The sequence below is a fragment of the Limimaricola litoreus genome (assembly GCF_024159025.1).
Classification (GTDB): domain Bacteria; phylum Pseudomonadota; class Alphaproteobacteria; order Rhodobacterales; family Rhodobacteraceae; genus Limimaricola; species Limimaricola litoreus.
Genome location: NZ_JAMYXC010000217.1, coordinates 26567 through 44895, shown reverse-complemented (window position 1 = coordinate 44895; position 18329 = coordinate 26567). Strand labels below are relative to the sequence as shown.

Here is an 18329-nt window from a genome sequence, read left to right as displayed (position 1 = left end):
CGCAGCGCCGCCTGCCGCTCGGCCCCGCGCTGCGCCAGTGCTGCGGCGGCGCGGTGACGCTGGTCTGGGAGCGGTTCGACGACGCCTCCCTGCCGGAAACCCTGCCCCGCGCCCGCCCGCTCGGACCGGCCTCCGACATGCCCGAAGCGGTTGCCCGCAAACGCAAGGCAATGCGCCCCGGAGCGCCGCCCGCGCTTCTCGACGGCTGGCTCATCGAGACCCCGCTGCCCGTGGCCCAACCGCTCTGGGTCTGGGGCGCGGGCCATGTCGGCCGCGCCATCGTCTCGGTCATGGCGCCGCTGCCGGGCCGCGCGATCACCTGGATCGACCTGTCGCCCGACTGCTTTCCGGACGAGATCCCTCAAGGCGTCACCATGATCCCCGCCGCCGCGCCCGCCGCCCTGATGCCGCGCGCACCGCGCGAGGCCGATCACCTGATCCTGACGCGGGACCACGACCTCGACCTCGCGCTGTGCCACGCCGCCCTCGCCCATGGCTTCGCCAGCTGCGGGTTGATCGGCTCGGCCACCAAATGGGCCCGCTTCCGGTCGCGGCTTGCGGCGCTGGGCCATTCCAACGCCTTGATTTCCCGCATTGCCTGTCCGATAGGCGACACCTCTCTCGGCCGCGACCCCCAGGCCATTGCCGTCGGGGTCGCGAGCGCGCTACTGAAAGGCGGGAATGAAAAGATGACGAGGGACCGCGCCGTATGACGACGCCGCTGCTGGAGCTGTCCGGCCTGACCAAGGCCTATCCCGGCGTGGTCGCCAATTCGGAGGTCTCCTTCGACATCGCCCGCGGCGAGGTGCATGCGCTCCTGGGCGAGAACGGCGCCGGAAAATCCACGCTGGTCAAGACGATCTACGGCCTCGTGCAGCCCGATGCAGGCCATATGCGGCTCGACGGCAAGCCCTTTGCCCCGACCGAGCCCTGCGCCGCCCGCGCCTCGGGCGTCGCCATGGTGTTCCAGCACTTCTCGCTCTTCGACGCGATGAGCGTGGCCGAGAACGTGGCGCTGGGCATGGAGGAGCCGCCCGCGCTGAACCGGCTCGCCCAGCAGATCCGCGAGGTCTCCAACGCCTACGGCCTGCCGCTCGACCCCGACCGCATCGTCGGCGATCTTTCGGCGGGCGAACGCCAAAGGGTCGAGATCGTGCGCTGCCTGCTGCAGGAGCCGCGGCTTTTGATCATGGACGAGCCGACCTCGGTGCTGACGCCGCAGGAGGTGAACATCCTGTTCGAGACCCTGCGCAAGCTGCGCGCCGAGGGCGTCTCGATCCTCTATATCAGCCACAAGCTCGAAGAGATCCGCACGATCTGTGACAGCGCCACGATCCTGCGCCACGGCCGCGTCGTCGGCAAATGCGACCCCAAGACCACGGCCGCGCGCGACATGGCCGAGCAGATGGTCGGCGCGACGCTGTCGACGCCCTCGCGCGCCAGCGGACGCACCGGCGAGGTGGTGCTGGAGTTGTCGGGCCTCGCGGCCCCGGCCCCGCGCGCCTTCGGCACCGCGCTGCGCGACATCGATCTGGAGCTGCGCGCGGGCGAGGTGCTGGGCATCGGCGGCGTCGCGGGCAACGGGCAGGACGAGCTGGCGATGGCGCTCTCGGGCGAAATGGCTGTCGCTCCGGGCATGATCCGCTTCAAGGGCCGCGAGATCGGGCGCGAAGGCGTCACCGCGCGGCGCCACATGGGACTTCTCTGCGCGCCGGAGGAGCGGATGGGCCACGCCGCCGCCCCCGACATGAGCCTGACCGAGAACGCGCTGCTGACCGCCGGTCCGCGCGAGGATCTGGTGCGACACGGCTTTTTGCGCTGGGGCCGTGCGAAGGGGTTTGCCGAGCGGGTGATCGAGCGCTTCGACGTGCGCACCCCCGGCCCCGGCACGGCGGCCCGCGCGCTGTCGGGCGGCAACCTGCAGAAGTTCGTCATCGGGCGTGAGATCATGCAGCGCCCGGAGGTGCTGGTCGTCAACCAACCGACATGGGGCGTCGACGCCGCCGCCGCCGCGACGATCCGGCAGGCGCTCTTGGATCTGGCCGAGGCGGGTGCGGCGCTGATCGTGATCAGCCAGGATCTCGATGAGCTGATGGAGATCTCGGACCGCTTCGCCGCGCTCAACGGCGGCACGCTGAGCGCCTCGCGCCCGGCGCAGGGGCTGGGGATCGACGAGATCGGGATGATGCTGGGCGGCGCGCATGACATGGCGCCCGCGCATGGGGAAGGCTGAGGGATCTTGCGTATTTCGGGAAAGATGAACGAGGGGCCGCGCGCCCCGGGGACCGCCACGTGATCCGGCTCGAACGCCGCCCGGAGCCGTCCCGTGCCTGGACCATCGCCACGCCCTTCGTCGCGGTGGCGCTGACCATGCTGGCGGGCGGGCTGATGTTCGCCGTGCTGGGCAAGGACCCGGTCGAGGCGATCCGCACCATCTTCTGGGATCCGCTCTTCGGCGATTTCGCCTCCTATTCGCGCCCCCAGCTTCTGGTGAAGGCCGGGCCGCTCATCCTCATTGCCATCGGCCTCTCCCTCGGGTTCCGAGCCGGCATCTGGAACATCGGGGCCGAGGGGCAATACATCCTCGGCGCGATCTTCGCCGCCGCCACCGGGCTCGCCTTCTACCCCGCCGAGAGCTGGCTGGTCTTTCCGGCGATGATACTGGCGGGTGCGCTGGGCGGCATCCTCTGGGCGATGATCCCGGCGCTGCTCAAGGTCCGCTTCGGCACCAACGAGGTGCTGGTCTCCTTGATGCTGGTCTATGTGGCCGAGGCGCTTCTCGCCTCCATGGCGCTGGGCCTGCTGCGCAACCCCGAGGGCATGGGCTTTCCCGGCTCGCGCAACCTCGCGCAATACCCGTCGGCTGCCAATCTCGACCTCATCCCCGGCACCGGCCTGCATTGGGGCGTGGCGCTGGCGCTGATCGCCGTCATCGTCGGACAGGTCGTCATGACCCGTCACCAGCTCGGCTTTCGCGTCCGCCTTGCCGGGCAAAGCCCACGCGCCGCCGTTTTCGGCGGGGTCAACCCGGGCTGGCTCATCGTCGTCTGCATGGGCATCTCGGGCGGCCTTGCGGGCCTCGCGGGCATGTTCGAGGTCGCCGGCCCCGCGGGCCGCCTCGGCATCGATTTCAACGTGGGCTACGGCTTCACCGCGATCATCGTGGCCTTTCTCGGACGGCTGAACCCGATCGGCATCCTGCTGGCGGGGCTGCTGATGGCGCTGACCTACATCGGTGGCGAGCTGGCGCAGCTGCAGATGAACCTGCCCCTCGCGGCGATACAGATGTTCCAAGGCATGCTGCTGTTCTTCCTGCTCGCGGTCGACGTGCTGACGGCCTTCCGCTTCCGCATGGGCCGGAGGGTCGTGGCATGAGCAACATCGACCCGATCCTGCTTCTCACCGCGATCATCATCGTCTCCACCCCGATCCTCCTCGCCGCCATCGGCGAGCTGGTGGTCGAGCGCGCGGGCGTGCTGAACCTCGGGGTCGAGGGGATGATGATCACCGGCGCGGTCTGCGGCTTCGTCGTGGCGACCATGACAGGCTCGCCCTGGCTCGGCTTTGCGGGTGCTGCGCTGGGCGGCGCGCTTTTGTCGATGATCTTCGGTATCCTGACGCAGCTTTTCCTGTCGAACCAGGTGGCCACCGGCCTCGCGCTGACGCTGTTCGGCCTTGGCCTCTCGGCGCTGATGGGCCAGGGCTACATCGGCGTGAAGGGCCCCGCCGTGCCCGACCTCTACCTGCCGCTGCTGCGCGACATCCCCGTGCTCGGCCCGATCCTGTTTCGCCACGATATCATCGTCTATCTCGCGCTGGCCATCGTGCTGGGCGTCTGGCTGTTTCTCAACCGCACGCGCGCGGGCCGGGTGCTGCGCGCGGTGGGCGAAAACCACGACGCCGCCCATGCGCTGGGCTACAAGGTCGTGCGCGTGCGGCTCATGGCGATCGCCTTCGGCGGCGCCTGTGCGGGGCTCGGGGGCGCCTATCTGAGCCTCGTGCGCGTGCCGCAATGGACCGAAGGCATGACCGCGGGCGCGGGCTGGATCGCGCTCGCCATCGTGGTCTTCGCCAGCTGGCGGCCCGGGCGGCTGGTGCTGGGCGCATGGCTCTTCGGCGGCGCCACGGCGCTGCAGCTGGCGCTGCAGGCCTCGGGCGGCGTGCAGATCCCGATCGAATACCTGCAGATGGCGCCCTATCTGGCGACCATCCTCGTTCTCGTCATCCTGCGGGCGGGGCGTGCCCCCGGCTCGCTCGGCCGCCCCTTCCACGCCTCGAGCTGAGGCGGAAGACACCACCAACAGGGAACAACGACATGACCTTCAAGACAGTGCTTCTGGGTGCCACCGCCGCCATGGGCCTCGCCACCGGGGCGATGGCGCAGGACGACAAGACCAAGGTGGGCTTCATCTACGTCGGCCCGATCGGCGATCTCGGCTGGTCCTACCAGCATGACCAGGGCCGCCTCGCGGTCGAGGAGGAGTTCGGCGACAAGGTCGAGACGGTCTATGTCGAAAGCGTCCCCGAGGGCCCCGACGCCGAGCGCGTGCTGACGCAGATGGCGCTGCAGGGCGCAGACATGATCTTCACCACCTCCTTCGGCTTCATGGAGGCGACGATGAACGCCGCCCAGAAGTTTCCCGACGTGAAGTTCGAGCACGCCACCGGTTACCAGCGCGCCGACAACGTCTCGACCTACTCCGCCCGCTTCTACGAGGGCCGCGCGGTGCAGGGGCTGATCGCGGGCGAGATGACCGAGAGCAACATCATCGGCTACATCGGCTCCTACCCCATCCCCGAGGTGATCCGCGGCATCAACGCCGCCTACCTGCAGGCCAAGAAGGTGAACCCCGAGGTCGAGTTCCGCGTGGTCTGGGCCTACACCTGGTTCGACCCGGCGAAAGAGGCCGAGGCCGCCAAGGCGCTGATCGACGCGGGCGCCGACGTGATCCTGCAGCACACCGATTCCACCGCACCGCAAGCCGCGGCGCAGGAGGCGGGCGACGTCATCACCTTCGGCCAGGCCTCCGACATGCTCGACTACGCGCCCGAGCCGCGCGTCAGCTCGATCATCGACAACTGGAACCAGTACTACATCGACCGCGTCGGCGCGGTGATGGACGGCAGCTGGGAGTCGCAGGACACCTGGGGCGGCATCGACAGCGGCATGGTCGAGATCGGCGAGATCACCGAAGCCGTGCCCGCCGAGGTCAAGCAGGCGGCGCTGGAGCTGAAGGACAAGATCGCCGCGGGCGAGGTGCACCCCTTCACCGGCCCGATCAACAAGCAGGACGGTTCGGCATGGCTGGCCGAGGGCGAGACCGCCGATGACGAGACGCTGGCGGGGATGAACTTCTACGTCGAAGGCCTCAAGGGCGAGATCCCGCAGTAAGCCGCGCGACCGCGACATGGGAAAGGCCCGCCATTGGCGGGCCTTTCCTGCTTTCTACCGCGGGGTTGAGCGCGGGTTCCGAAGCGCCCGGCCCTTTCCGCGGGACACTTCCCTGACGATGCGGATTCTTGGCGCTCAGCCATCCGCCCGGATCGTGGCGTTCTTCGGATCATAGGGGCTGTCTTCGGTCACCTCGGCATCCCACAGCTCGCGGAACATCCGGACCTTGAGCTTCGTGCCCGGGGCGGCGAGATCGGGGCGCACATAGCCCATGCCGATGGACTTGCCGAAACCCGCCGACCAGCCGCCCGAGGTCAGCCGCCCGACCTTTTCCCCGCCCGCATAGAGCGCCTCGCGACCCCAGGGGTCCGCGTCCTGCGGCCCGTCGATCAGAAGCGTCACGCATTTCGAGCGGATGCCTATGGCCTCCATCGCCGCCTTGCCGTGGAATTCCTTGGACAGATCCACGAAGCGGTCGAGACCGGCCTCCAGCGGCGTCGCGTCGCGGCCCAGCTCGGTGCCGAAGGCGCGGTAGGATTTCTCCTGCCTGAGCCAGTTCTGGGCGCGCGCGCCCACGAGCTTCAGGCCGGAGGGCTCGCCCGCCTCAATGAGCTTGTCCCACAGGTGGTTCTGCATCTCGATCGGATGGTGCAACTCCCAGCCCAGTTCGCCGGTATAGGCCACGCGCAACGCCCGCACCGGCACCATGCCAAGCTCGATCTCGCGGTATGACAGCCACGGAAAGCGCTTGTTGGACAGCACGGTGGCCGAATCGGCGTCGCGCACCAGCCGGTTGAGCACCTCGCGTGCGCGCGGGCCCGCAATGGCAAGGACGCCCCATTGCGTGGTCACGTCCTGCACCTCGATCCGGCCGAACTCGGCCTCCTTGTCCTCCACCGCCTTGCGCAGGAAATCGGCGTCATAGGCGCTCCAGGCGCCTGCCGAGACGAGGTAGAATCGGTCCTCGGCCAGCCGCACGATGGTGTATTCGGTGCGCGTCGTGCCCGCATCGGTCAGCGCGTAGGTGAGGTTGATGCGGCCCACTTTCGGCAGCTTGTTGGTGGTGAACCAGTCGAGGAAGGCGGCGGCGCCCGAGCCCTTCACCTCGTGCTTGGTAAAGGCCGTGGCGTCGATCAGCCCGACGCCCTCGCGGATCGCGCGCGCCTCATCGGCCGCATATTCCCACCAGCCGCCCCGCCGGAACGAGCGGGTGTCGTGGTCGAAGCTCTCGGGCGCGCCCACCGGCCCGTAATAGTTCGGCCGCTCCCAGCCGTTCACGACGCCGAACTGCGCGCCCTTCTCCTTTTGCCGGTCATAGGCGGGCGAGGTGCGCAAGGGCCGCGCGGCGGGGCGCTCCTCGTCGGGATGGTGCAGGATGTAGACATGCTCGTAGGCCTCCTCGTTCTTGGCCACGGCGTAATCGGTGGTCATCCAGTCGCCGAACCGCTTGGGGTCGAGGCTCGCCATGTCGATCTCGGCCTCGCCCTCGACCATCAGCTGCGCAAGGTAATGCCCCGCCCCGCCCGCCGCGGTGATGCCGAAGGAAAAGCCCTCCGCCAGCCACATGTTGCGCAGGCCGGGTGCGGGGCCGATCAGCGGGTTGCCGTCGGGGGTGTAGCAGATGGGTCCGTTGAAATCGTCCTTCAGCCCCACCTCTTCCGAGGACGGAATGCGGTGGATCATCGACATGTATTCCTCCTCGATCCGGTCGAGATCGAGCGGGAACAGATCGGCGCGGAAGCTGTCGGGCACGCCGTAGGGGAAGCGCGCGGGGGCATTGCGCTCGTAGGGCCCGAGAATCCAGCCGCCGCGCTCCTCGCGCACGTACCACTTGGCGTCGGCGTCGCGCAGAACGGGATGCTGCTCGTTGGTCTTGCGCCACTCGACCAGCGCCGGGTCGGGCTCGGTGACGATGAACTGGTGCTCGACCGGGATCGCCGGGATCTTGATCCCCAGAAGCCGCGCCGTGCGCTGCGCATGGTTGCCGGTGGCGGTGACGACATGCTCGGCGGTGATGACGGTCTGCTCGTCGGAAGGGACGAGGTTGCCGCCCTTCTCGACCATCTTCGTCACCGTCACGCGCCATTCCGAGCCGGTCCAATCGTAGCCATCGACCTGCCACTTGCGCTCGATCGTCACGCCGCGCTGCCGCGCGCCCTTGGCCATCGCCATGGTGACGTCGGCGGGGTTGATGTAGCCATCTGTGGGGTGGAAAATCGCGCCTTCGAGATCGTCCGTGCGCACCAGCGGCCAGCGTTCCTTGATCTGCGCGGGCGTCATCCACTCGAACGGCACGCCCACCGTCTCGGCGGTCGAGGCATAGAGCATGTATTCGTCCATGCGCGCCTTGGACTGCGCCATGCGCAGGTTGCCCACGACGAAGAAGCCCGCGTCGAGCCCGGTCTCCTGCTCCAGCGTCTTGTAGAACTTGATCGAGTGGTCGTGGATCCATGTCGTGGCATAGGACATGTTGAAATAGGGCAGGAGGCCGGCGGCGTGCCATGTCGAGCCCGAGGTCAGCTCGTCGCGCTCCAGCAGCATGACGTCCTGCCAGCCTGCCTTCGCGAGGTGATAGGCAATCGAGGTGCCGACGGCGCCACCGCCGACGACAAGGGCTTTCACATGGGTCTTCATCGCGCGCACTCCGGGCTGGCCTTGTCCGCACCATCGCGCGAATCCGCGCGGGGGTGCGAAGCCCGGCGACACCTCGCGCGCCGAATGCGACAAGCATCACGCCAGCGCCCGGAATCTCTGGACAGACAGGCGCGGCTCGGCCTCCAATGGAGGCATCTTCCGCGTGGATGCCAAGGGAGGGAACGCCATGAAGACGCTCGACGTCGCCGAGGCGGCACGGATCATCGACGGCATGAATGGCGGGATCGAGGGGCCCGACGTGGTCGAGACCATCGACCTGCGCGGCGTGCAGGCGGCGATGCTGAAACGCGGCATCCTCTACATCGCCGGCACCAACGAGTTCTCGGACTGGTTCGAATTCAACTTCGACTTCATCCACGACCGCGCCCCCGATGCGCATGGTTTTCGCATGGCGCCGGGCGACAGCGGCGCGATCTGGCACGCGGGCTTTCTCGAACACGCGCAGATCGTCTATGCCTTTGCCAAGCCGCAGAAGCCGTCCTTCATCATCGGCCATTCGCTGGGCGGCGCTTCGGCGCAGATCGTCGGCGGCTCTCTCGGCGTGCCGAGCCTGGCCTTCGGCAGCCCGCGCACGCATCTGGGGCCCGCGCATTTCGGCCGCGAGGGTTTCGTGCTCAACATCTGCCGCACCGACGACACGCTGTGTCATTTGCCGCCGCGCTTTCTGGGGTTCCGGCACATCGGCTCGGTGCATTGGCTGAGCCCGCCCGTGGGCGAGGTCGAGGAGGGCCATTCGATCGAGAGCTATGCCGAACTGCTCGAAGACGGCCCCCTGCCCGCGACCTTCCCCAAGGCCTGGCCGCCCGTGTCCTGAGCGGTTGTGAAGCCCCCCGCCCCCCCGTAAAAGACCTCCAACGTCTGGGAGGACATCATGCAGCTCTGCCGCTCCATCGCCGCCATCCGCGACGCGGTCGCGGGGTTTCGCGCCGCCGGCGAGAGCGTCGGGCTGGTGACCACCATGGGTGCGCTGCACGCGGGCCACATGAGCCTCGTGGCGACGGCCCGCCGCGATCACGACCGGGTGGTCGCGACGATCTTCGTCAACCCGACCCAGTTCGGCGATCCGAAGGATCTCGAAACCTACCCGCGCAGCGAGGAGGCCGATCTTGAGATGCTGGAGGCGGTGGGCTGCGACGCGGTGCTGATCCCGCGCGCGGACGAGATCTATCCGCAAGGCGACGAGACCATCGTCGAGACGCGCGACCTCGCCGTGCGGCTGCACGGCGCGGTGCGACCCGGTCATTTCCGGGGCGTCGCCACCGTCGTCACCAAGCTGTTCAACATCACCCGCCCCGACGCCGCCTATTTCGGCGAAAAGGATTACCAGCAGCTGCAGGTGATCCGCCGCATGGCGCGCGACCTGCACATGGGCATCGAGATCCACGGCGTGCCGACGCTGCGCGAGGAAGACGGGCTCGCCATGTCGTCGCGCAACGCCCGCCTGACGGCGCAGGACCGCGTCGCCGCCCTGTGCCTGAGCCGCGCGCTCGACCGGGCCGAGCGGATGGCAATGGAGCGCGCCAGCCCTGCGCAGATCGAGGCCGCGATCCGGGCATGCATCGCCGACGAGCCGCGCGCCCGGCTCACCGGGCTCGACATCGTCGCGCCCGAAAGCCTTGCGCCGCTGCGCCAATCGCCCGACGCGTCGCTGTCGGAGCCCCTAGCCATCATGATCTCGGCCCAGTTCGGCGAGGTCCTCTTGATCGATCAAAGGGAGATCACCCCGTGAGCAGCCAGACCGAAACCATCCGCCGCGTCACCGTTCCGCAGATCGCGCGCCGCAAGGGCGGCGAGCCGATCGTGTCGCTGACATCCTATCACGCGCACACCGCCGCCATCGTCGACCGCTACGCCGATTTCATCCTCGTCGGCGACAGCCTCGGCATGGTGATGCACGGCATGGAAAGCACGGTCGGCGTCTCGCTCGATTTGATGATCATGCACGGTCGCGCCGTGGTGCGCGGCACCAAGCGAGCGCTGATCGTGGTCGACATGCCCTTCGGCAGCTACGAGGAAAGCCCCGCCATGGCCTTCCGCAACGCGGCGCAGATCATGAAGGAGACGCAATGCGGCGCGGTCAAGCTCGAGGGCGGGGCGCGCATGGCCGAGACGATCCGCTTCCTGACCGAGCGCGGCATCCCGGTGATGGCGCATATCGGCCTGACCCCGCAATCGAGCCATGTCATGGGCGGCTTCAAGACCCAGGGCCGCAACGAGGACACTTGGGAGGCACATCTCGAAGACGCGCGCGCCGTGACCGAAGCCGGCGCCTTCGCGGTGGTGCTCGAAGGCATGGTTGAGCCGCTGGCGGCCAAGATCACCAAGGCCGTGGACATCCCCACCATCGGCATCGGCGCCAGCGCCGAGTGCGACGGGCAGATCCTCGTGCTCGAGGACATGTTGGGCCTCAACCCCTGGACGCCGAAGTTCGTCAAGGTCTACGGCCAGCTCGGCCCGATGATCGAGGATTCGGTCAAGCGCTACGCCGAGGACGTGAAATCCCGCGCCTTTCCGACCGAAGACGAAGTATATCGCTAGAGCCACCCCTGAAGGAACAGCCATGCTCGGCCGCCGCACCCTGATCGCTTTCGGCCTCGCCGGGCTGCTCATTCGGCCCGGGGCTACTACGGGGAGCTGGTGACGCGGTTCGCACGCGATGCGCGTTTGCAGGTTCTCGGGACGGATCTTCCCGGTCAGCGTCTCGTGCGGCGCATCTCGAACTGATCAGGTGCCAAGCGGCTGGCCATTCGCCGGCCGCCGCCGACCCCGCGACCTGAGGCGATGGGCCGCCGCCGCATAGGCGCCGAGCACGCCGAACAGCACCATAAGGATGCGGGCGCCGGGCAGATCCTCATGCGTCTCGGTGCCCAGACAGGCAAGGCCCGATACGACAGCGAGCGTTAGGAATGCGATGGCCCAGTTGCGCATGTGACCCAAAATCCGGTTGTTGCAGATGACCGCCAACGCGGTCGGGACGGGCCGGGTTCCCGCCCCCGCCGGGCTTTCAGATATCGCGCGGCGTCACGGGGTCTCGCAGCGCCTCCCCCCGCGCCAGCGCCTCGATATTGGCGATCACGCGTTCGCCCATCGCCAGCCGTCCCTCGACGGTGGCCGACCCCATGTGCGGCAGCAGCACCACGTTGGGCAGCGCCCGCAGCCGGGGATTGATCTCGCGCCGCTGCTCGAACACGTCGAGCCCCGCGCCGGCGATCTCGCCCGCCCGCAGCGCCCGCGTCAGCGCGTTCTCGTCGATCACCTCGCCGCGCGAGGTGTTCACCACCACCGCGCCGGGTTTCATCAGCGCGATGCGGCGCGCATTGACGAGGTGATAGGTGGCCGGGGTGTGCGGACAGTTGATCGACAACACGTCGCATTTCGCGATCATCTGGTCGAGGCTGGGCCACCAGCGCGCGCCGAGCTCGTTCTCCAAAGCCTGCGGCAGGCGATTGCGGTTGTGGTAGCCGATCCGCATCCCGAAGGCCGCGGCGCGCCGCGCCACCGCCTGTCCGATCCGCCCCATCCCGAGGATGCCCAGGCTGCGACCGTGAATGCGCCCGCCGAGCAGCAGGTCCGGCGACCAGCCCTCCCAGCCACCCGATTGCAGCAGCGCGAAGGCCTCCGGCAGGCGACGGGTGACGGCGAGTATCAGCACCATGGTCACATCTGCCGTATCCTCGGTGACGACATCGGGGGTGTTGGTCACGGCGATACCGCGCGCCTCGGCGGCGGCGACATCGATATGGTCCACCCCCGCCCCGTAATTCGCGATGAGTCGCAGTTCCCTTCCGGCGGCATCGAGGCTTGCGGCATCGATCCGCTCCGACAGCGTGGTGACGAGCACCTGCGCCCGGCCCAGCGCCGCCGCGAGCGCCTCGCCCGAAAGCGGTGCCTCCTGCGGGCCGGGGGTAAAGTCGAACAGCGCGTCGAGGCGCGCCTCGACCGCGGCGGGCAGGCGTCGCGTCGCGATCACATGAAGGCGTTTGTGTGCCATTTCGCCCCCCTTGCGCTTTTCCCCGGCGCGGCTTCGTGACAGACTGCCCGGACCGCGGGTGCGGTGCAAGAACGCGCCTTACGCGCCCCGCGCGGCCAATGCATCGGGACCGGACGGATACAGCTCGAATGATGAATTTCGGACCAATCGCGGCGTTGCTGGTGGCTTTCGCGGCACAGCCCGCGCTCGCGCAGCAGGATGAGACGCGCCCGAAGCTGCGCCCCGCCGATCTCGGCGCATCGGCGCCGACCCAGCCGGCCCCGGATGTCGCCTCTGCCCTCGCGGCGGCCGTCGCGACAGCGGCCCCGCCGGCGGAGGTCGGGGCGAGCACCCCACGCGAGATTGCCCTGCCCAAGGGCCCCACCCGCGGCCCCGAGACCAACCTGCCCTTGCCGCGCTTCGTGTCGCTCTCGACCGACCGGGGCAACGTGCGGCGCGGGCCGTCGCTGTCGCACCGCATCGACTGGGTCTTCCTGCGCCGGGACATGCCCCTGCAGGTCACCGCCGAATACGGCCACTGGCGCCGGGTCACGGACCGCGAAGGTGTCGGCGGCTGGATGCATTACGCGATGCTCTCGGGCGTGCGCAGCGTCATCGTCGATGCCGAAACCCTCCCCCTGCGCGCCAAGCCGCGCGCCGACGCCGCGGTGGTGGCACAGCTGGAGGCCGGCGTGGTGGCGCGCTTGGGCGAGTGCGAACCGGAGTGGTGCCGCCTGACCGCGGGCGGTTACAAGGGCTGGGCCCCCAAGGCCGATCTTTGGGGGGTGACCCCGGACGAGATCCGGGACTGAGCGCATGGCGGCGCGGAGCCACGAGGACCGGCTGAACCTCTCGGCCGGGATCGCTTCCGTGTCGGTGGCGCTGATCCTGATCGCGGCCAAGCTGTGGGCCTTGTTCCAGACCGGCGCGCTCTCCGTCGCGGCGACGCTGGCCGATTCCGCGCTCGATCTGGCGATGTCGCTCGGCGCGCTCGCCGCGATCACCTATGCCGCCCGCCCCGCCGATGACGACCATGCCTTCGGTCACGGCTCGGCCGAGGATCTCGCGGCGCTGGGCCAGTGCCTGTTCATCCTCGGCTCCGCGGCGCTGATCGGTGGCGCGGGCGCGCAGCGGCTGGCCAACCCGGCGCCGGCGGTGCCGATGTCCGAAGGCGCGGGCATCGCGGTGATGGCGCTCTCCATCGCCCTGACCCTCGCGCTCGTGGCCTGGCAGCGGCACGTGGCGCGTGCCACCGGCAACCGCGTGGTGGCGGCGGATTCGCTGCATTACCTCGGCGATCTGATCCCCGCGATCGGCGCCATCGGCGCGCTATGGGCCTCGCGCCGCTTCGGGCTGGGTTGGATCGACCCGGTCGTCGCCATCAGCGCGGCGCTCCTGATGGCGCATGGCGCGCTGCGGATCGGGCGCGACGCCTGGGACGCGCTGATGGACCGCGCCGTCGATGCCGAGACCGTGGCCGGGATCGAGGCGATCGCCCGCGGCTTTCCCGGCGTGCACGGCCATCACGACCTGCGCACCCGGCGCTCTGGCGGGCGGGTCTTCGTGAACCTGCATATCGAGCTCGACGGGGCGCAGAGCCTGCACGAGGCCCACGCCATCGGCGCCGGGCTCAAGCATGCGATCCTCGCGCGCTACCCGCGTGCCGACGTGATCATCCACAAGGACCCGGTTTGAACCGGAGCAGTGCCGCAGCTGCATGAGAAAGGCCGCACCGACAAGAGGAGGCATTCACGGCAATGGCCATGCGCCCGACCCCATGGGAACAGCGCAGGAGCGGGCGACGTTGGCCTGCCACAGACATGATTTCCGGAGGCCGCCATGACCGTAACGCTCGAAACCCTCGAAGGCCGCCTTCTGGCGCAACGCAAGGTGCTCGCCCATCTGCTGGCCGCGCTCGACGGTGCGGAAGGCGATGCCTTGCGCGAATATGTCCGGGACCGCAGCCATATGAGCGCCGCCGAGGAAGACCCCGGCGCGGTCCCCGGCGAGGGGCTGTCGATCGAGGGCGCACTGGCCGACGAGATGCACCATATTTCCGAAGCGGCGGAGGCGCATCGCAAGGCGCGCTGAACCGCGCTAGCCACAGGATGCGAAAAAGGGGGCGCGGTGATCCGCGCCCCCTTTTCCATCGGGTGTGACGATCCGTGAAGAGATCAGTCCCAGAAGCCTTCGTCGACGCCTTCGAGTTCTTCGAGCTGCTCTTCGCTCATGCGCGTGACGATGGCATAGCTGCGGTCATCGACCGCCACGAGGCGGACGTCGCCGGTGGCCAGCATCACGTGCTTGTCGGCGATGTCGAGAAAGCCGCCGACCTCGGCCACGACGCCGACCATCTGGCCGTCGCGCGACAGGACCACGTCCTCGATCTCGCCGATCTCGTTCCAGTCCGGGCCAAGCGCGTCATAGGTGCCGACGGTGTCCCAGCCTTCGTCATCGGCCTCGTTGGTGGTGTAGATCGCACCGCCGGTGATGTCGCGGGTGCGGATCAGCTCGCCCTGCATGCCCGCCATATCGGCGCTCGTCATGGCCGAGGTCTCGGTCATGGCATGGGTTTCAGCCAGCGCGCCGGTGGCGGCGACGGAGAGAGCGAGGGCGCTTGCGGTAAGAAGTTTCATCTCGGTATTCCTTGTCGTCGTTCACTGTTGCCCCCTCAACGGCCCGGGTACGACAGAGTTCCGATCCCCCCGCGTTCCGTTCCGTACCGTGCGGCTCAGGCTGCCAGCCCACGCCCGCGCAGCAGGGCCTCGACGCTGGGCATGGCACCGCGAAACCGCTCGTAGAGCAGCCCCGCCTCTTCCGATCCACCGCGCGAGAGCACGTGCGCCTCGAGCTTGCGCGCGGTCTCGGCATCGAAGGGATCACCCGCCTCGCGAAAGGCCTCGAAGGCGTCGGCATCCATCATCTCAGACCACAGGTAGCTGTAGTAGCCCGCGGCGTAACCGTCGCCCGAGAAGACATGCGCGAAATGCGGCGTCGCGTGGCGCATGACGATGGCGCGCGGCATGCCGATCGCCTCGAGCACCTCGGCCTGCCGCTGCATCGGATCGGCGGGGGCCGCACCGCAGTGAAACTCCAGATCGACGATCGCCGATGAGGCCTGCTCGACCGTGGCGAAGCCCTGGTCGAAATTCGCCGCCGCCAGCATCTTCTCCATCAGCGCCTCGGGCATCGGCGCGCCCGTCTCGGCATGGGTGGCGAACTCGCGCAGCACCTGCGGCACTTCGAGCCAATGCTCGAAGAGCTGGCTCGGCAGCTCCACGAAATCGCGCGCCACGGAGGTGCCCGAAATGCTCTCGTAGGTCACGTCCGACAGCATCTGATGCAGCGCGTGGCCGAACTCGTGGAACAGCGTGCGCGCGTCGTCGAAGGACAAAAGCGCGGGCGCGCCCTCGTCCGGCTTGGCGAAGTTGCAGACATTGAGCACGAGGGGGCGTACCTCCTGCCCGCCCATGCGATGCTGATCGCGCATCGTGGTGCACCATGCACCGGACCGCTTGGAGGGCCGCGCGAACCAGTCGCCGACGAAGACGGCGAGGTGTTCGCCGCCCCTGGTGATCTCGAAGGTCCGGGCGTCGGGGTGATAGACCGGCGCCTCGATCTCGCGCGCTTCGATGCCGAACAGGCGGTGCGCGACGGAAAACGCCGCCTCGATCATCCGGTCGAGCTGGAGATAGGGCTTGAGCGTGCCGTCATCGATCTCGTGCTCGGTCAAGCGGCGGGCTTCGGCGTAGTAGCGCCAGTCCCACGGCTCCAGCGGCCCCTCATGGCCATCGGCGTGCAGCATGTCGGCGTAGATCGCCGCATCCGCGTTCGCCGCCGCCCGCGCCGGGGTCCAGACCGCCTGCAGCAGCTCGCGCACCGCCTCGGGTGTCCTGGCCATCTCGGTCTCGAGCTTCCACGAGGCGTAGTCGTCATGGCCCAGAAGCTTCGCGCGCTCCTCGCGCAGTTTCAACGTCTCGGCCGCGATGGCACGGTTGTCGGTCTCGCCGCCATTCATGCCGCGCGCGATCCAGGCCTCAAAGGCCTGTCTGCGCAGCGCCCGGTTCGGCGAATATTGCAAGAAGGGCACGACCAGCGAGCGCGACAGGGTGATCACCGGCCCCGCCTCATTGCCCGCCGCGCGCGCGGCCGAGCGCAGTCCCTCGGGCAGATCGGCGAGATCCGCCTCCGACAGCGGCAGGGTCCAGCTCGATTCGTCCTTGAGCAGGTTCTGCGAGAACTGCGTGCCCAGCACGGACAGCCGCGCGCGGATCTCGGCCATGCGCTCGGCCTCTGCCCCTTCGAGCTTGGCGCCCGCCCGCACGAAACGCCGATGGGTGAGCATCAGGACCCGCGCCTCTTCCGGCCCGAGATCCAGTGTCTCGCGCGCCAGCCAGAGCGCGTCGATCCGGTCGAACAGTTCGCGGTTGCCGATCACCCATGAGGTATGGGCCGACAACATCGGCGCGAAATCGCGCTGCAGCGCCTGGCGGGCGGGTGAGCTGTCGGCGCCGGCCATGGCGTAGAAGGCGCCGAAGACCCGGCCCAGCCCCTCGTCCGCCATCTCCAGCGCGGCGATGGTATTGGCAAAGCTGGGAGCTTCGGGGTCGGCGGCGATCGCCTCGATGGCTTCGCGCGCCTCGGAAAGGACCGCCTCGGCGGCGGGCATCCAGTGGGCATCCTCGATGAGATCGTAAGGCGGCAGGCCGAAGGGCGTGTCCCAGGGCGCCAGTAGCGGGTTGGTCATGCGGGTCTCCTTTGCAGGAAACCTATGGGGCTGCGCCCCCCGCTTCCAGCCCCCGCCCGTCGCAGGTGGCGCAGCCCGCGCGCGGCTTGATGCGGATGACCCGCGTCTCGGCATAGAGCGTGTCATGGATCATCAGCCGCCCGGCCAGCGTCTCGCCTGCCCCGGTCAGCCGCTTGATCGCCTCGGCGGCCATCATCGCGCCAATGATCCCCGGCAGCGGCGAGAGCACGCCCGCCTCGGCGCAGGAGGGGATGAGCGAGGCCTCGGGCTTTTCGGGAAAGACGCAGGCCCAGCAGGGCGTGCCGCGCGCGGGCTCGTAGAGCGAGATCTGCCCCTCCCACTGGGTCAGAGCGGCGGCAACGAGCGGTCTCGCGGTGGCGACAGTGGCGGCATTGACGGTCTCACGCGTGGCGAAGTTGTCGGTGCCATCGAGGATCAGGTCGTAATCGCCGAACAGCTCCTCGGCGATCTCGGAGGTCAGGCGCCGCGCATAGGGGCGGATCTCAACATGCGGGTTCTGGGCGCGCAGCTTTTCGGCAGCGGCGTGGACCTTGGGCCTGCCGATCTGCGCCTCGTCGAACAGCACCTGCCTCCCGAGGTTGCTCAGATCGACATCGTCGTCATCGATCACTCCGATGGTGCCGACGCCCGCGGCCGCGAGATAGGTCAGCGCCGGGCAGCCCAAGCCCCCTGCACCAATGACCAGCACACGCGCGCGTTTGAGCGCCCCCTGCCCCGGCCCGCCGATCTCGCGCAAGGTGATGTGGCGGGCGTAACGGGTCAGCTCGGTCTCGGAAAAGCCCTTGCGCGGCGCGGGGACCTCGACCGGCGCGGCGCGCGCTTTCAGCAGGCGCAGCCCCCGCCCATAGCCCCAGACCATCGCCCCGCCCGCGAGGATCAGCAGCCACAACGCCGCCTCGCCCCCCGTCGCCATGCGCAGCGGGTGGCCATCGGGCAGGATCAGGTGCCCGGCGATCACGCCGGTCATCAGCAGCCCGACCATGTAGAGCCGCGCCTGACGCGGCGCGCCGGTCAGCGCGCCGATGCCCCACAGCGTCGCGATCATCACGCCGACGAGAATCACGCGAGCCCCCCGGTCGAGCCGAAGCCGCCCGCGCCGCGCGTGGTTTCATCCAGATCCCCGACCATCTCGAAGGCCGCGCGGACCACCGGTGCCAGCACGCCTTGGGCAATGCGCATGCCATGGGTCACGGTGAAGGCTTCCTGCCCGGCGTTCAGCACGATGACCCCGAGGGGGCCGCGGTAATCGCTGTCGATGGTACCGGGGCTGTTGGGCAGGGTGATTCCGTGCTTCAGCGCCAGCCCCGAGCGCGGCCTGAGCTGCAGCTCATGCCCCTCGGGCACCGCGATGCGCAGCCCGGTGGGCACTAGCGCCCGCGCGCCGGGGGCAAGGGCAATACCGTTTTCGCGATCCTGAGGCTGAAGATTGGCCAGAAGGTCGGCCCCCGCCGCCCCCGCCGTCTGGTAGGCGGGCAAGGGCAGGCTGCGATCCGCCCCCTCGGCCCAGCACAGCCTTACCCCGATGCGCGATTCCATGTTCATCT

18 protein-coding genes are annotated in these 18329 nt (G+C 68.9%); 11 read left to right on the top strand and 7 right to left on the bottom strand.

Annotation, left to right across the window (positions count from 1 at the left end):
• From xdhC to NHG85_RS14585, 5 genes are all read left to right on the top strand, one after another.
• The coding region (gene xdhC, locus NHG85_RS14605) for a xanthine dehydrogenase accessory protein XdhC (RefSeq protein ID WP_253333621.1) at positions 1-713 on the top strand (713 nt) is incomplete at its 5' end.
• Positions 710-2233, top strand: coding sequence for an ABC transporter ATP-binding protein (locus NHG85_RS14600; RefSeq protein ID WP_253333619.1), 1524 nt, complete (start codon positions 710-712; stop codon positions 2231-2233). The genes xdhC and NHG85_RS14600, both read left to right, overlap by 4 nt.
• A 59-nt stretch (positions 2234-2292) precedes the next feature.
• Positions 2293-3375, top strand: coding sequence for an ABC transporter permease (locus NHG85_RS14595; RefSeq protein ID WP_253333617.1), 1083 nt, complete (start codon positions 2293-2295; stop codon positions 3373-3375).
• The gene (locus NHG85_RS14590) at positions 3372-4283 is read left to right on the top strand and encodes an ABC transporter permease (protein WP_253333615.1); all 912 of its coding nucleotides are present in this window, start codon (positions 3372-3374) and stop codon (positions 4281-4283) included. Before NHG85_RS14595 ends, NHG85_RS14590 begins: the two co-directional genes overlap by 4 nt.
• A 32-nt stretch (positions 4284-4315) precedes the next feature.
• Positions 4316-5392 (top strand): BMP family ABC transporter substrate-binding protein, encoded by a 1077-nt coding sequence (locus NHG85_RS14585; protein ID WP_253333613.1) that lies wholly within the window; start codon positions 4316-4318, stop codon positions 5390-5392.
• Positions 5393-5527: 135 nt separating this feature from the next.
• Here the strand turns inward: NHG85_RS14585 and NHG85_RS14580 are convergent, their stop codons facing one another.
• Complete coding sequence (locus NHG85_RS14580; RefSeq protein ID WP_253333611.1) at positions 5528-8026, bottom strand: GcvT family protein; 2499 nt, start codon at positions 8024-8026, stop codon at positions 5528-5530.
• 187 nt (positions 8027-8213) lie between these two features.
• Between NHG85_RS14580 and NHG85_RS14575 the strand changes: the two genes are divergently transcribed.
• The 3 genes from NHG85_RS14575 to panB are packed head-to-tail and all read left to right on the top strand — an operon-like array spanning position 8214 to position 10585.
• Positions 8214-8861: an alpha/beta hydrolase family protein gene (locus tag NHG85_RS14575; protein ID WP_253333610.1), complete on the top strand. Its 648-nt coding sequence runs from the start codon at positions 8214-8216 to the stop codon at positions 8859-8861.
• A gap of 57 nt (positions 8862-8918) precedes the next feature.
• Positions 8919-9776, top strand: coding sequence for a pantoate--beta-alanine ligase (gene panC / locus NHG85_RS14570; protein ID WP_253333608.1), 858 nt, complete (start codon positions 8919-8921; stop codon positions 9774-9776).
• The gene (gene panB, locus NHG85_RS14565) at positions 9773-10585 is read left to right on the top strand and encodes a 3-methyl-2-oxobutanoate hydroxymethyltransferase (RefSeq protein WP_253333606.1); all 813 of its coding nucleotides are present in this window, start codon (positions 9773-9775) and stop codon (positions 10583-10585) included. Before panC ends, panB begins: the two co-directional genes overlap by 4 nt.
• Before the next feature lie 186 nt (positions 10586-10771).
• On the opposite strand, the gene NHG85_RS14560 is transcribed toward panB, so the two are convergent.
• Positions 10772-10975 carry a hypothetical protein gene (locus NHG85_RS14560; RefSeq protein ID WP_253333604.1) on the bottom strand — a complete coding sequence of 68 codons (204 nt, stop codon included), beginning with the start codon at positions 10973-10975 and terminating at the stop codon, positions 10772-10774.
• A gap of 76 nt (positions 10976-11051) precedes the next feature.
• A complete protein-coding gene (locus NHG85_RS14555) occupies positions 11052-12038 on the bottom strand; it encodes a 2-hydroxyacid dehydrogenase (protein ID WP_253333602.1) in 987 nt (328 codons plus the stop codon).
• A gap of 128 nt (positions 12039-12166) precedes the next feature.
• Here NHG85_RS14555 and NHG85_RS14550 point away from each other — a divergent pair, with 128 nt between their 5' ends.
• From NHG85_RS14550 to NHG85_RS14540, 3 genes are all read left to right on the top strand, one after another.
• Positions 12167-12829, top strand: coding sequence for an SH3 domain-containing protein (locus NHG85_RS14550; RefSeq protein WP_370363030.1), 663 nt, complete (start codon positions 12167-12169; stop codon positions 12827-12829).
• Positions 12830-12833: 4 nt separating this feature from the next.
• Complete coding sequence (locus NHG85_RS14545; RefSeq protein ID WP_253333600.1) at positions 12834-13712, top strand: cation diffusion facilitator family transporter; 879 nt, start codon at positions 12834-12836, stop codon at positions 13710-13712.
• Positions 13713-13856: 144 nt separating this feature from the next.
• Positions 13857-14108 (top strand): hypothetical protein, encoded by a 252-nt coding sequence (locus NHG85_RS14540; protein WP_253333598.1) that lies wholly within the window; start codon positions 13857-13859, stop codon positions 14106-14108.
• A gap of 83 nt (positions 14109-14191) precedes the next feature.
• Here NHG85_RS14540 and NHG85_RS14535 read toward each other — a convergent pair whose 3' ends face one another.
• From NHG85_RS14535 to dut, 4 genes are all read right to left on the bottom strand, one after another.
• Positions 14192-14653, bottom strand: a complete 462-nt coding sequence (locus NHG85_RS14535) for a PRC-barrel domain-containing protein (RefSeq protein ID WP_253333596.1) — start codon at positions 14651-14653, stop codon at positions 14192-14194.
• Positions 14654-14748: 95 nt separating this feature from the next.
• A complete protein-coding gene (locus NHG85_RS14530; protein WP_253333594.1) occupies positions 14749-16764 on the bottom strand; it encodes a M3 family metallopeptidase in 2016 nt (671 codons plus the stop codon).
• Positions 16765-16786: 22 nt separating this feature from the next.
• Positions 16787-17848: a HesA/MoeB/ThiF family protein gene (locus NHG85_RS14525; RefSeq protein ID WP_253333592.1), complete on the bottom strand. Its 1062-nt coding sequence runs from the start codon at positions 17846-17848 to the stop codon at positions 16787-16789.
• Complete coding sequence (gene dut / locus NHG85_RS14520; RefSeq protein WP_253333590.1) at positions 17845-18321, bottom strand: dUTP diphosphatase; 477 nt, start codon at positions 18319-18321, stop codon at positions 17845-17847. The genes NHG85_RS14525 and dut overlap by 4 nt, the downstream gene beginning before the upstream one ends.
• Positions 18322-18329: the final 8 nt, after the last annotated feature.